Here is a 12,752-nt window from a genome sequence, read left to right on the forward strand (position 1 = left end):
TACAACTCCAAAGGGTTCTGGCATGGCTGGAACGGAGAAAATGGGTGGGATTTTAAGATGACTGGCAACCGTGACGATAGTCTGGACGAGCGTCGCAAGCGCCTTGCCGAAGAGTTGGCAAAGGTGAAGGCGGAGGATGAGGCGGAAGTGAGGGCGGAGACCAATGCCGCGGAAAGCCGGAAAGGCTTTGCGATGGCGGTGAAGCTCTCATCGGAGTTCATTTCGGCCATCGTGGTCGGCGCTATGCTGGGTTATCTTCTGGACTATTTTGTCGGCACGACGCCGTGGGGGATGATCGTTCTTCTTCTTCTCGGTTTCTGCGCAGGCGTATTGAATGTGTTGCGCTCCACGGGCGCGGTGGCAAAGCCGCCGCTGCTTGAGAGAGCCGACAAGCGAGACGAGGGTGGAAAAGACGGCGTTTAAGCTGTTTTTTCTTGCAGTTGAGATGCCGCCATGAGCGGCGACAGGTAAAGAGGGCAGCCGGTGGCAAACGATCCGACCCATCAGTTCTTGGTGCAGCCGATCATTCCGATCGAAATTGGCGGCGTCGATTTTTCCTTCACCAATGCGTCGCTTTTCATGGTCGCGACCGTGGCCGCCGCTTCCGGTTTCCTTTATTTCGCAACGTCGAGCCGTGGTCTGATCCCGACCCGCATGCAGTCCGTTGCCGAAATGTCCTATGAATTCATCGCCTCCATGCTGCGCGAAGGCGCCGGCAAAAAGGGCATGGTGTTTTTCCCATTCGTATTCTCGCTGTTCATGTTCGTGCTGACTGCGAACCTTCTCGGCATGTTCCCGTATTTCTTCACGGTCACCAGCCAGATCATCGTCACCTTCGCGCTTGCCTGCCTCGTCATCGGCACGGTCGTCGTTTACGGTTTCTACAAGCACGGTCTGCATTTCTTCGGCATCTTCGCACCTTCTGGCGTGCCGAAGGCGCTATTGCCGCTTGTCGCGTCAATTGAAATGATTTCGTTCCTGTCGCGTCCGATCAGCCTTTCCGTTCGTCTCTTCGCGAACATGCTGGCTGGCCACATCACGCTCAAGGTTTTCGCAGGCTTCGTCGCCTCCATGGGTGCGCTCGGCGCGCTCGGTATCGGCGGTGCAGTCCTGCCTCTCATCATGACGGTCGCAATGACCGCTCTCGAATTTCTCGTTGCCTTCCTGCAGGCTTATGTGTTCGCGGTACTGACTTGCATGTACCTGAACGACGCCGTGCATGGTGGTCACTGAGAAGTAAAGTCGCTGGCCCCGGCAACGGGCGCCAAAAGATAGCCGCAACAACCAATATCTCAAGGAGTCTCACATGGAAGCGGAAGCAGCAAAGTACATCGGCGCAGGTCTCGCATGCCTCGGCATGGCTGGTACGTCCCTCGCACTCGGCCGTATCTTCGGTGATTACCTCTCCGGCGCACTGCGCAACCCCTCTGCTGCCGACAGCCAGTTCGGCCGTCTGGTATTCGGCTTCGCCGTTACGGAAGCTCTGGGCATCTTCTCGCTGCTCGTAGCTCTCCTTCTCCTGTTCGCTGTCTAATAACGGCATCAGGTCTGGATCACGGCTCGCGCAAATTGCGTGCCGTGATCCTTCGCATTTGCAGTCCCCCTGGAGGTGAGCATGTTCGTGACCGAGGCTTATGCCCAGTCAGCACCGACCGTAGGTGAAACGCATACGGAAACTCCGGCTGTCGGCCAGCCGCAACCGGAAGCCACGCACACGGAAACCGGTGTAGCGCACGGCGCCGAACACGGTGCTTCCGGCGTTTTCCCGCCGTTCGACCAGTCTACTTATGCATCGCAGGTCCTGTGGCTGGCGATCACGTTCGGCCTTTTCTACCTGCTCATGCAGAAGGTCATCGTTCCTCGCGTCGGCGGCATTCTCGAAAACCGTCATGGGCGCATTGCACAGGATCTCGATGAAGCGGCACGGCTGAAAAGCGAAGCCGACGCTGCCGTCGAAACCTATGAAAAAGAACTCGCGGCAGCCCGCGCCAAGGCAAGCTCGATAGGCTCCGCGGCACGTGACGCCGCCAAGGCGAAAGCCGATGCCGACCGCGTCGCTATCGAAGCCGGACTTGCCGAGAAGCTTGCCGCCGCCGAAAAGCGCATTGCGGGTATCAGGGATCAGGCATTCGCGGATGTCGGCGCCATTGCCGAGGAAACCGCGACCGCAATCGTCGACCAGCTGGTTGGCGCCAAGGTCAAGGATGCCGACGTCAAGGCCGCCATTGCAGCCGCTTCGACTGTGAAGGGAGCCTGATATGGCGTTTGATGCATCATTTTTCGCTCTTGTCGGTCTTGTCCTTTTCTTCGTCCTGATCGCCTATCTCAAGGTTCCGGGCATGCTCTCCAAGTCTCTGGACGAGCGCGCGCAGAACATTCAGGACGAGCTGGCCGAAGCCAAGCGTCTGCGCGAAGAGGCACAGCACCTGCTGGCCGAATACCAGCGCAAGCGCAAGGAAGCCGAAGCTGAAGCAGCCGGCATCGTTGCCGCTGCCGAACGCGAAGCGGCCGCCCTGACCGCCGAAGCCAAGCAGAAGACGGAAGAATTCGTCGTCCGCCGCACGGCCCTGTCGGAACAGAAGATCAAGCAGGCCGAAGAAGACGCCATCGGCGCCGTTCGTGCCGCCGCCGTGGATATCGCCATTGCAGCTTCCGAGAAGCTCATTGCCGAAAAGACCACCGCTGCCGCAAAGGCCAAACTTTTCGCCAACACCATTGGCGAAGTGAAGTCGAAGCTGAACTAAGTTCATCTCGGACTATTCAAAACCCCTCCGGCTCCCGCCGCGAGGGGTTTTTTGTTTTATGCCTCAACCGGGGGCGGTCTTGGCAAGCTCGCGGGTGCACACTTGTAGCACCGGCTTGCAGAGTGTCGATATCGATGTCTGTCGGCCTTTGGAGAAAAAGCATCGTCTTTGAAGACTGGATGCTGGCCGGCAATTCGTGGCTGCCGGTTTATCGAGGCTTGCTAAGTAATCGCGGGATAGATTGTCTTGGCCTCGAGCGCGATCAGTACCGCCAGTACAAAAGCTGCTGCTGTGGCAACCAGAAATGCGCCACTGAAAGCCAGGCCTGCTTTCGCGATACCCAAGCCGAGATCCTGCATCAGCCATCGTATCTGTGCCTGCGCATACCAGATCGTGGCGAGCGCGATAATGGCGAGCCCGAACGTAAGGCCATGTTCCAGAGGCATGGATGCAAAATCGAAACCCAGAACCAGGACAAATGTAAACGGCGCAGCCACGTAACATTGGCTGAAGAACGGCGGACGCAGGGAGTTTCGGGTGATCCTTACCCGTTTCCACCGCAGAAGCGTGACGGCCATACACAGCGGATAAATCCCGAATATAACACCACGCGCTATGAGCAGGTTCGAACCCGAACCAAGCTCCCGGGCGGCCAATGTGGGATCGTAAATGGTCGGAAGGGAGGCGGAGAGACCCTGCGAAAATAGCAGAGTGATCAGGAGGAAGAGGGGCGGACTCAGTGTGTCGTCATACTGGTCCTCAAGCCGATCCGCGAGTTCGCTGTCGGCGTAGCGCATCATGCTGAGCGGTGCGACGACCGATCGCCACATTGTCAGCGGATAGAAGAGGAGCCATGAAACCAGCTCGTAGAGAAGTTCTTCGAGCGACTTCAGCAGTTTCATGAAATCCAAATCTCTTCTCCCAAAGCCCTGCGCGTCCATGCATTGAGATAGAATTCTACCAGTGGAGACGGAGATCGTCACCTCATGGAAGGGCGCTGAAATCCGGTGCGAGGCCCGCATTCTCCGCTTCAGGATCGTCGATTTCGATCAGTCCTGCTTCAGTGGCCGGAAACTCATCCGGTGCAGCGGGCAGGGCCCATGGCTTTCTATGGCGCGCAGGTGGGCTGGTGTGCCGTAACCGGCATGGCCTTCGAAACCATAGGAGCTGTGCACTACACCGGCCCGTTCCATCATCCGGTCACGGGTCACCTTGGCGATGATCGAAGCGGCGGCGATTGAGAGGGAGCGGGAATCGCCCTTGATGACGGCCTTTGACTCGCAGGTGATGCCCGGCGGCTTGTCGCGGCCATCTGCCAGCACGAGGGCTGGGGAGATTTCGAGGCCGAGTACGGCGCGACGCATGGCGTCGAGGCTGGCGCGCAGGATATTCATGGTGTCGATCAGGCCGGGGCCGGAGGAGGCGACAGAAACGATCGATGTTTCCATGATTTGCAGAAACAGGCTTTCCCGTTTCAGCTTGGTCAGTTTCTTGGAATCGTCAAGACCATCAGGAATATTGTCGGGATCGAGAATGACAGCCGCCGCAACCACTGGTCCCGCGAGAGGTCCCCGGCCCGCCTCATCCGTGCCGGCCACGGGCCAAAGCCCCTTCTTCCTCGCTTCGAGTTCGAAGGAGAAATCGGGGCCCGTATCGGCGAGATCAAAGAGGGCAGGAGAATCGGGTGCGGTGCGGCGTTTCATGCGGCAGAAACTTGCACACACACCCGATCTCCTGCAAGCCCCCGGAAGCGGGCGATGACGGGCGCGGCCAACCGGGTCAAGGGGCGTGGCCAACCGTGCCCTTAGGTCGTCATGACCTTTGATCCTCCAACGGGGCGGCGGAGGAAAAACGATCGCACGCGAGGCGGCGGGTTCCGGGGGGTGATGTCCGACGGGCCAGGGAAAACCCGCCGGGCATTTCGTCAAGAGCATGGCCCCTTCAACAGGAAAGGGCCGCCACTCTTTATGGGTCTGCACCGCTTGTTATCGTTGCGCGCATCGTACTGCGCCATCGATCGGCCAAGCGGGCCTCATATTTTCAAAGCAGCGACAATTGCACGCCGGCACCTCCCGGCGGCACGAAGATATCGTCGCGCAGGTGAATGCCGCGGCGGATGAGGGCAAGCCGTTTCGTCGCCATTTCGAAACGCCTGCCGATCTGCCATGCATAGGGACCAGCACCCTTCATGCGTTTTCCGAATTCCGCATCGTAATCCTTGCCGTCGCGCATGGAGCGCACCAGCGACATGACATGCCGGTAGCGGTCCGGATAGTTGCGCAGCAGCCAGTCGCGGAAGAGGGGGCTGACCTCCAGCGGCAGCCGCAGCAGCACATAGGAGGCCTCCGTTGCGCCAGCGGCCTTGCCGGCTTCGAGAATGCGTTCGATCTCATGATCGTTGAGTGCGGGAATGACGGGTGCCATCATCACCGCCACGGGAATGCCGGCATCCGTCAGCGCCTTGACGGCTTCCAGCCGTTTTTCAGGCGTGGCGGCGCGCGGTTCCATGCTGCGTGCCAGCTTGCGGTCCAGCGTCGTCACGGAAATACCAACCTTGACGAGACCTTTCTTGGCCATGGGCGCCAGAATATCGATATCCCGCTTGATCAGGGCCGATTTGGTGACGATGGCGACGGGATGGTCGGCCTTTGCCAGCACTTCCAGTATCTGCCGCATGATGCGCCATTCGCGCTCGATCGGCTGATAGGGGTCGGTATTGGTGCCGATGGCAATGACGCGCGGCTTGTAGCCGGGCTTCGCCAGCTCCCTTTCGAGCAGCTTTGCCGCATCCGGCTTGGCGAAAAGCTTCGCCTCGAAATCCAGCCCGGCAGAAAGCCCCATATAGCTGTGCGTCGGACGGGCGAAACAGTAGATGCAGCCATGTTCGCAGCCGCGATAGGGATTGATGGAGCGGTCGAAAGGGATGTCAGGCGATTCGTTGCGGCTGATGATGCTGCGCGGCTTTTCCACCTGCACTTCGGTGCGGAACTCCGGCAGCTCCTCCAGAGTCTGCCAGCCATCGTCGAAAACTTCCCGCTGCAGGGCCTCGAAGCGCCCGCCCGGGTTAAGTCCGGCGCCACGCCCGCGACGACGGTCGATCTCGATGCGCAGGCCCGACGCATCGGCCAGCGCATTGGCAATGTCAGGCGTATGGCTCGGCTGGAAGGCAGCCTGCCCCGAAAGCGTATGGTCTCTCATCTGGATGCTCCCAGGGTGCCGCACGCCTCTCAAGGCAAGCCAACGCCCTAAACCGTTTCCACTCGAACCGGCGTTTCATCGCCTCTTCGAATGATTAAATTCCTACCCCAGAAATGAGAACATTACAAGAACAAAAAAATGCAAAATCGATAGCTGGCCGACCCGCCACCGGGGTGCCGTTCGCGCCAATCCCACCTGAAAGTCGGCTGGAGTTAAGCCTGAACGGTCGCGGATTTTCTGACATCCAGTGCAGTGGCAATTTATTGTGCGATGCGTTAGAGCTATGCATATGTTGACAGTCATAATGGAATGCCGGGATCAGGAACCGGAACTGGCGCATACGCTGTCTGCGCTTGTAACCGGGGCCGTGGAAGGGCTGGTAAGCGACGTTGTGATCCTCGATCACGGTTCGCGCGATGGATCGTCGCGCGTCGCCGATGCCGCTGGCTGCCGTTTTTATGCGCAATGGGATATTGAGGATGTCATGCGCTCGGCGCGCGGGCATTGGATCCTGCTGGTCGAGCCGGGTGCGCGTCCGCAGAGCGGCTGGATCGAAGAGATTCTCGAATATGTGGCTGTCTGTGCCGAGCCCGCGCGTTTCTCGCCGTCCCGGTATCACAAGCGGCCGTTTTTCAGCCGGATAGTGCGCCGCCGGCCTCCCTTGGAATGCGGCTACCTGATGCCGAAAAAACATGCGGTGGCGATCGCAAAATCCGGCATGGGCCTGACACAGCTCGTGCACGCGCAAAAGCCGCGCCGCCTGAATGCGGAACTGGTTCCCGCCTGGACGGCGAGAACTTCCAACTAACCTGCAACGATGATGAAGCTGCTGTCCCTAGCGGGCGGTGAGCACCTTGCCGGGGTTCATGATGCCGGCAGGGTCAAAGGCGTGTTTGATGCGCCGCATCAGGTCCATTTCAATGCCGGGCCGGATCGCGGCCAGCTCGTCGCGCTTCAGCTGGCCGATGCCATGTTCGGCCGAAATAGAGCCGCCGAGCGACAGCACGATGCCGTGCACGATCTCGTTCATATCCCGCCAGCGACCGATGAATTCAGCTTTGTCCGCACCAACCGGCTGGGAAATATTGTAGTGGATGTTGCCATCGCCCAGATGGCCGAAGGCGCAGACGCGGGCGCCGGGAATGGCGGCAAGAACGGCCTTTTCCGCCGTTGCCATGAATTCCGGTATCTTCGACACCGGAACGGAAACGTCGTGCTTGATCGACCCGCCTTCGGGCTTTTGCGCATCCGACATGCTTTCGCGCATATGCCAGAGCGCCTGACGCTGCGCTTCCGATGAAGCGATCACCGCATCCTCGACCAGCCCGGCCGAAAAACCGCGCTCCAGCAGCGATTGCATCATCGTTTCAGCCGTCTCAGCCGAATCGGAGGTGGAGATATCGATGAGCGCGTACCAATCATGCGGCGTTTGTAGCGGATCGCGCACGCCGGGAATATGTTTGGCGGTGAATTCCACGCCGATGCGCGGCATGAGCTCAAAGCCGGTCAACGCCGTGCCGCAGAGGTTGGAGGCCATTTCGAACAGCTTCAACGCATCGTCGGTGGATCGAAGACCGGCAAAACCCACCTGATGGCCGAGCGGCACGGGGAAAAGCTTCAGCACCGCACCGGTGATAATGCCGAGCGTGCCTTCCGAACCGATGAAGAGATCGCGCAGATCGTAACCCGTATTGTCCTTTTTCAGCCGGCGAAGCCCGTCCCAGATTTCACCTGTCGGCAGCACCACTTCAAGCCCCAGGCAAAGCTGGCGCATATTGCCATAAGCGAGCACCGCCGTGCCGCCGGCATTGGTGGCCAGATTGCCGCCGATGCGGCACGAGCCCTGCGAACCGAGCGACAGCGGGAACATCCGCTCCACGGTCGATGCGGCCTTGTGAATGTCGTCGAGAATGCAGCCGGCATCCGCAACGATGGTGTTGGCGACCGGATCGATGTCGCGGATGCGGTTCATTCGCTCGAGCGAGAGGATGATGTCGGTTCCGTCAGCACGCGGCGTCTGGCCACCCACGAGGCCGGTATTGCCGGTCTGCGGCACGATGGGCGTGCCGGTCTCGCTGGCGAGCTTCAGGATGGCTGCAACCTCCTCGACAGTGCCGGGCTTGAGCAGCAGCGGTGACGCACCATGGTAAAGCCCGCGATTTTCCACGAGACGCGGCGCCATTTCCGCAGCGTCGCGTACCGCGTTCTTTTCGCCGACAATGGCAGTGAAGCGGTCGAGGATGTCGGAGGAGGGAGCGGCGATTGTCATTGGCGTCTCGCTGTCATTTGAAACGGTGGGCGAAATGGTGAAGTACCGTCAGCCTCGCGGCGCGGCGGCGCGGGAAAGGCGGTCATTGATCGCCTCTCCAAGACCGTGGGCGGGAATGGTTGTGACCGCGATTGTCGCGGCACCACTCGCATCTGCTGCTTTGAGATAATCGAACAGATTGGCGGCCGCCTCGGCAAGATCGCCGGAAGGGCTGAGGTCGAGAACGGTACGGGCGATCTCTTGTCCCTCAACCGCGATGCCGCCGAACCGGATCAGTGCCTCGCCGGAAGAAACGGACGTCGCGTCGAGGCGAACGGCTGCACCGGGCGCATAATGCGAGGCGAGCATTCCGGGTGCCTCGATGGCGGCTGATGCCTTTTCCGGCCGTTCGAGCTGGGTGCCGGTGATGCGCTCGATCTCCTCGGTGACGACGCCGCCGGGACGAAGCAGCCGCACCCGCCCGTCGTCTTCCACCTTGACGATGGTGGATTCGACACCGACGGAGGCAGCACCGCCATCAAGAATGAGGTTGATCCTGTTCCCGAGATCGGCCTCGACATGGGCCGCACTGGTGGGGCTGATCTTGCCGGAACTATTGGCACTGGGCGCAGCAAGAGGTTTGTCGAACCGGCGGATCAGATCACCGGCGAAACCCTGCGGCACGCGAATGCCGACGGTATCGAGCCCCGCCGTTGCCAGTGAGTGAATGCCGCTTGAGGGTTTCAGAGGCAGAACCAGCGTCAGCGGGCCGGGCCAGAAGGCTTCCGCAAGGCGTCGCGACACGGCATCGAAAACCGCATAACGTTCGGCCATGGCGATATCGGCCATATGGCAGATCAGCGGATTGAACTGCGGCCTGCCTTTCGTTTCGTAAATGCGGGTAATGGCCGCCGCATCGGTGGCGTCCGCAGCAAGGCCGTAGACGGTTTCCGTGGGCAGGGCGATTGGCTGGCCGCGGGAAAGCTCCTCGACGGCCGCCTGCAAGGCGGTTTCCCGCTCGTTTTCGATATCGATATGACGCGCCATGATGCTGCCTTTCAGGGCGTCAATAGCGTATTTCAGGGCCTTATGGAAAGCGCTATCGTGGCTTTTATATTGCCTTGATGATCTTGCGCATCTCGTCCGAGCGGGCGCCGAGCATAAGCACGTTTTTGAGCGCTACGCGCGGGTCGTGGGTCTGGAACAGCAGGCCGCCGCGATGAAAGGAGGTATCGATAGCGATATTCTTGTTGGGAAGCGCGTTGATGGCGACTGCGAAATACATCCGCGAATAGCGCGCATCGATGTTTTCGAAGAAGTTCTCGGTCCCGCTCAACTCGGCGAAGAAATTCGCGAAATAGAACGACCAGAGCACATGGCGCTCGGCGTCGAAACTGGTTTTCGCTGCCGTGACATGGCAATAGCCGAGATGCGGCCGCTCATCCAGCAGATGGTGGAAAACCATCTTGGGAAAACGGATGGACTGGTGGAAGCCATTGAGACGGCTATGGGTGGCATCGGCAGCAGCCTCGAGCTTACGCCCTGTCATCGCCGCCACTTCGTCATGGCTGTAATAGACGCGTTCCCTCGGCAGCCAGCGTTCTTCGTAGCGGCTGATGCGCCCGGTTCGCAGGAAATCCGAATGCGCGGTCTTTGAACGTATCGGCGTGACCGAATGTTTGCCGGCATCGAAATAACGTATGCGTGTCGCCTTCTCCACCCGGAACGCCCTCGTTGTTGTCGATCAGGCAATATAGTTTAGGGCATGTTAAAACTCCGTTGCGCCACAACCCCCGTTTTTTAACGGGTAGAGAGGGAGCCGCGCGACATCATGCGTCATATTGCGACGTGGTTTCCGGCGGGGAATAGCTGCCGGATTTCGCAGCGGAATGGCGTGCAACGGCCATTGGCGCATGTCGCAATTTGTCGCCAATGCGGAAGCCGATGTCGCTGTCTGCGCTGCCGCAAATGAACGCTGATGTTTAGATGGGATCATACTTCCGCAGTCCGATAAATGGTGTGGGGCAGGGCGGTTTGATCGAGGATTTGGCCATGGAATTACGTGATACCGTACTGCGTCAGCTGAAGAACCGCCGCGAAGGCTTCAGCCTGGAACAGTCTTTCTACACGGACCCGGATTATTTCAATCTGGACATGGAAACCATCTGGTACCGCGACTGGCTGTTTGTCGGCCATGATTGCGAAGTGCCGAAGGCCGGTAACTACATCACCGTTCAGGTCGGCGCCTATTCCGTCGTCATCATTCGCGGTCGCGACGGACAGATTCGCGCCCTCCATAATTCCTGTCGCCATCGCGGTTCCCGCGTCTGCTCTTCTCATAAGGGCCAGTCCGCACGCCTCGTCTGTCCCTATCACCAGTGGACTTATGATCTGGACGGCAAGCTGCTGTTTGCCCGCCATATGGGCGATGATTTCGACAAGGCTGAATTCGGCCTGAAGCCGGTCCACTGCGAAACCGTTGCCGGTTACGTCTTCATCTGCCTGGCAGACCAGCCCGCCGATTTCGCGCCGATGCGCGCCGAGGTCGAAAGCTACATGGCGCCGCATCGCATCTGGGAAGCCAAGGTTGCGCATGAAAGCACGATCATCGAAAAGGGTAACTGGAAGCTCGTCTGGGAAAACAACCGCGAGTGCTACCATTGCGCCGCCAACCATCCGGAACTCTGCCGCACCTATCCTGAAAACCCGAGCGTTACGGGTACGGACGGTGGTGCAAGCGATCCCGAGATCGGTGGCCACTGGGCACGCTGCGAGGCTGCCGGCCTGCCGAGCCGCTTCAAGATCGATCCGAAAGGCCAGTTCCGTGTTGCGCGCATGCCGCTGATCGGCGAGGCGGAAAGCTACACAATGTCGGGAAAACGCGCCGTGCGCCGGCCGCTTTCCGATGATGTCAGCATCAGCCATATCGGCGCGCTGCTTCTGTTCCATTATCCGACGACCTGGAACCACTTCCTCGGCGACCACACCATTTCCTTCCGTGTGCTGCCGCTCAACGCCAATGAGACCATGGTCACCACCAAATGGCTGGTGAACAAGGATGCGGTTGAAGGCGTGGATTACGATCTAGAGGATCTCACGCACGTCTGGAACGAAACGAACGATCAGGACCGCCGCATCGTCGAGGAAAACGCCTTCGGCATCCGTTCGCCCGCTTACCAGCCCGGCCCCTATTCCATGGAAGACGAGGGCGGCGTGATGCAGTTCGTCAACTGGTATGCCGATTTCATGGTTGACCGGCTGTCGGGCGACAAGGCCCGCCTTTCGGCAGTAGCGTAACGCGAAGATGAATATGGCTGTGACCTACAAGCACATAGACGAGATGAAGCCGTGGAGCGACAAGCTCCACCTGCTGGAATGCATTTCGGTGACGCCCGAGACGCCTGACGTGATGACATTCCTGTTCCGGTCGGAAGATCAGAACTGGTTCCGTTATCTGCCGGGCCAGTTCGTGACGCTGGAATTGCCGGTAGGCAAGGAGCCGCTCTACCGCACCTACACATTGTCCTCCAGCCCGTCGCGGCCCTATGCGCTGTCGGTCACGGTCAAGGCGCAGGCCACCAGCATCGGCACGCGCTGGATGTTCGACAATCTGAAGCCCGGCATGAAAATCCGGGCACTCGGCCCCCTCGGCGATTTCTCTTATGTCCGGCATCCCGGCGACAAATATCTTTTCATCTCGGCCGGCTCCGGCGTGACGCCGATGATGTCGATGGTGCGCGACATGAGCGACCGTGCGCCGCAAAGCGACATCGCCTTCATCAATTGCTCGCGCTCGCCATCCGATATCGTGTTTCGTCACGAGCTGGAATATCTTGCCCGCTTCATGCCGAAACTGTCGCTCGGTTTCATCGTGGAAAATTGCGGCCGCACTGATCTCTGGTCCGGCTTGAAGGGCATGGTCGACAAGGCCAAGATCGCGCTTCTGTCGCCTGATTTCATGGATCGCACGGTGTTCTGTTGCGGACCGGAGCCTTTCATGGCCGCCATCCGCTCCATGCTGGATGCTTCCGGCTTCGACATGAGCCGTTACCACCAGGAAAGCTTTTCGCCAGCCGCCCCGGTTGCTGTGGGCGAGAGTATTCACACCGTGGCGGATGGCGAAGCACTCTCGATGGTGGGGTTCACGCTTTCCGGCAAGGAAGTACCGTGCCAGCCCGGCCAGACCGTTCTGATGACGGCGCGCGCCGCCGGTGTGCGCATCGGTGCCGCCTGCGAATCGGGAATTTGCGGCACCTGCCGGGTGCTGAAGCTCTCCGGCGAGGTGGAGATGAACCACAATGGCGGCATTCTCGATGACGAAATCGATGAAGGCTATATTCTCGCCTGCTGCTCGCGGCCGTTGACCGACGTGAAGGTGGAAGCCTGAGCGCACGAAATCCTGCGTCTTATGCGGGAATCTATTTTTGAACCGGAACCAAAGGTCTTAAAACTCGTTTGCACGTCATCGAATTCTTTTCGGGTGTTTCAATGGGGCTGCCCCTACCTCCGACAAGACCGAGTAGTTAGAAAGCGCGGTTCAACGCGCTACAGCAAACGGAGGA

At 59.6% G+C, this 12,752-nt stretch carries 14 protein-coding genes; 8 read left to right on the forward strand and 6 right to left on the reverse strand.

Annotation, left to right across the window (positions count from 1 at the left end; all coding sequences use genetic code 11):
- Positions 1-57 precede the first annotated feature (57 nt).
- From CRP02_RS14570 to CRP02_RS14590, 5 genes are all read left to right on the forward strand, one after another.
- Positions 58-423 carry an AtpZ/AtpI family protein gene (locus CRP02_RS14570; RefSeq protein ID WP_003511695.1) on the forward strand — a complete coding sequence of 122 codons (366 nt, stop codon included), beginning with the start codon at positions 58-60 and terminating at the stop codon, positions 421-423.
- Between the two features lie 60 nt (positions 424-483).
- Positions 484-1,233, forward strand: coding sequence for a F0F1 ATP synthase subunit A (locus tag CRP02_RS14575; protein WP_003511697.1), 750 nt, complete (start codon positions 484-486; stop codon positions 1,231-1,233).
- Between the two features lie 73 nt (positions 1,234-1,306).
- Positions 1,307-1,534, forward strand: coding sequence for a F0F1 ATP synthase subunit C (locus tag CRP02_RS14580; protein WP_003494147.1), 228 nt, complete (start codon positions 1,307-1,309; stop codon positions 1,532-1,534).
- A gap of 81 nt (positions 1,535-1,615) precedes the next feature.
- Positions 1,616-2,257 carry a F0F1 ATP synthase subunit B gene (locus CRP02_RS14585; RefSeq protein ID WP_003511698.1) on the forward strand — a complete coding sequence of 214 codons (642 nt, stop codon included), beginning with the start codon at positions 1,616-1,618 and terminating at the stop codon, positions 2,255-2,257.
- Position 2,258: 1 nt separating this feature from the next.
- Positions 2,259-2,744, forward strand: coding sequence for a F0F1 ATP synthase subunit B (locus CRP02_RS14590; RefSeq protein ID WP_003511699.1), 486 nt, complete (start codon positions 2,259-2,261; stop codon positions 2,742-2,744).
- 221 nt (positions 2,745-2,965) lie between these two features.
- Here the strand turns inward: CRP02_RS14590 and CRP02_RS14595 are convergent, their stop codons facing one another.
- The 3 genes from CRP02_RS14595 to CRP02_RS14605 form a co-directional block, all read right to left on the reverse strand.
- The gene (locus CRP02_RS14595) at positions 2,966-3,655 is read right to left on the reverse strand and encodes a hypothetical protein (protein WP_003511701.1); all 690 of its coding nucleotides are present in this window, start codon (positions 3,653-3,655) and stop codon (positions 2,966-2,968) included.
- 138 nt (positions 3,656-3,793) lie between these two features.
- Complete coding sequence (locus CRP02_RS14600; protein WP_097101681.1) at positions 3,794-4,447, reverse strand: ribonuclease HII; 654 nt, start codon at positions 4,445-4,447, stop codon at positions 3,794-3,796.
- Between the two features lie 337 nt (positions 4,448-4,784).
- Positions 4,785-5,942 carry a PA0069 family radical SAM protein gene (locus CRP02_RS14605; RefSeq protein ID WP_097171568.1) on the reverse strand — a complete coding sequence of 386 codons (1,158 nt, stop codon included), beginning with the start codon at positions 5,940-5,942 and terminating at the stop codon, positions 4,785-4,787.
- Between the two features lie 289 nt (positions 5,943-6,231).
- Between CRP02_RS14605 and CRP02_RS14610 the strand changes: the two genes are divergently transcribed.
- The gene (locus tag CRP02_RS14610) at positions 6,232-6,750 is read left to right on the forward strand and encodes a hypothetical protein (RefSeq protein WP_003511706.1); all 519 of its coding nucleotides are present in this window, start codon (positions 6,232-6,234) and stop codon (positions 6,748-6,750) included.
- Positions 6,751-6,777: 27 nt separating this feature from the next.
- On the opposite strand, the gene CRP02_RS14615 is transcribed toward CRP02_RS14610, so the two are convergent.
- The 3 genes from CRP02_RS14615 to CRP02_RS14625 all read right to left on the reverse strand — a co-directional run bounded on the left by CRP02_RS14615 (position 6,778) and on the right by CRP02_RS14625 (position 9,910).
- A complete protein-coding gene (locus CRP02_RS14615) occupies positions 6,778-8,211 on the reverse strand; it encodes an FAD-binding oxidoreductase (RefSeq protein ID WP_097171569.1) in 1,434 nt (477 codons plus the stop codon).
- Between the two features lie 48 nt (positions 8,212-8,259).
- Positions 8,260-9,237 (reverse strand): L-threonylcarbamoyladenylate synthase, encoded by a 978-nt coding sequence (locus CRP02_RS14620; RefSeq protein WP_097171570.1) that lies wholly within the window; start codon positions 9,235-9,237, stop codon positions 8,260-8,262.
- Between the two features lie 64 nt (positions 9,238-9,301).
- On the reverse strand, positions 9,302-9,910 hold the full coding sequence (locus tag CRP02_RS14625) for a DUF6656 family protein (RefSeq protein ID WP_097171571.1): 609 nt from the start codon (positions 9,908-9,910) through the stop codon (positions 9,302-9,304).
- 332 nt (positions 9,911-10,242) lie between these two features.
- Between CRP02_RS14625 and CRP02_RS14630 the strand changes: the two genes are divergently transcribed.
- Together CRP02_RS14630 and CRP02_RS14635 are read left to right on the forward strand one after the other, a co-directional pair.
- Positions 10,243-11,487, forward strand: coding sequence for an aromatic ring-hydroxylating oxygenase subunit alpha (locus CRP02_RS14630; RefSeq protein WP_003511714.1), 1,245 nt, complete (start codon positions 10,243-10,245; stop codon positions 11,485-11,487).
- 7 nt (positions 11,488-11,494) lie between these two features.
- Positions 11,495-12,577 carry a hybrid-cluster NAD(P)-dependent oxidoreductase gene (locus tag CRP02_RS14635; RefSeq protein WP_013635587.1) on the forward strand — a complete coding sequence of 361 codons (1,083 nt, stop codon included), beginning with the start codon at positions 11,495-11,497 and terminating at the stop codon, positions 12,575-12,577.
- The last annotated feature ends 175 nt before the right edge of the window (positions 12,578-12,752 follow it).

The sequence above is a fragment of the Rhizobium sp. AN5 genome (assembly GCF_900215255.1).
Taxonomy (GTDB): Bacteria; Pseudomonadota; Alphaproteobacteria; order Rhizobiales; family Rhizobiaceae; genus Agrobacterium; species Agrobacterium tumefaciens.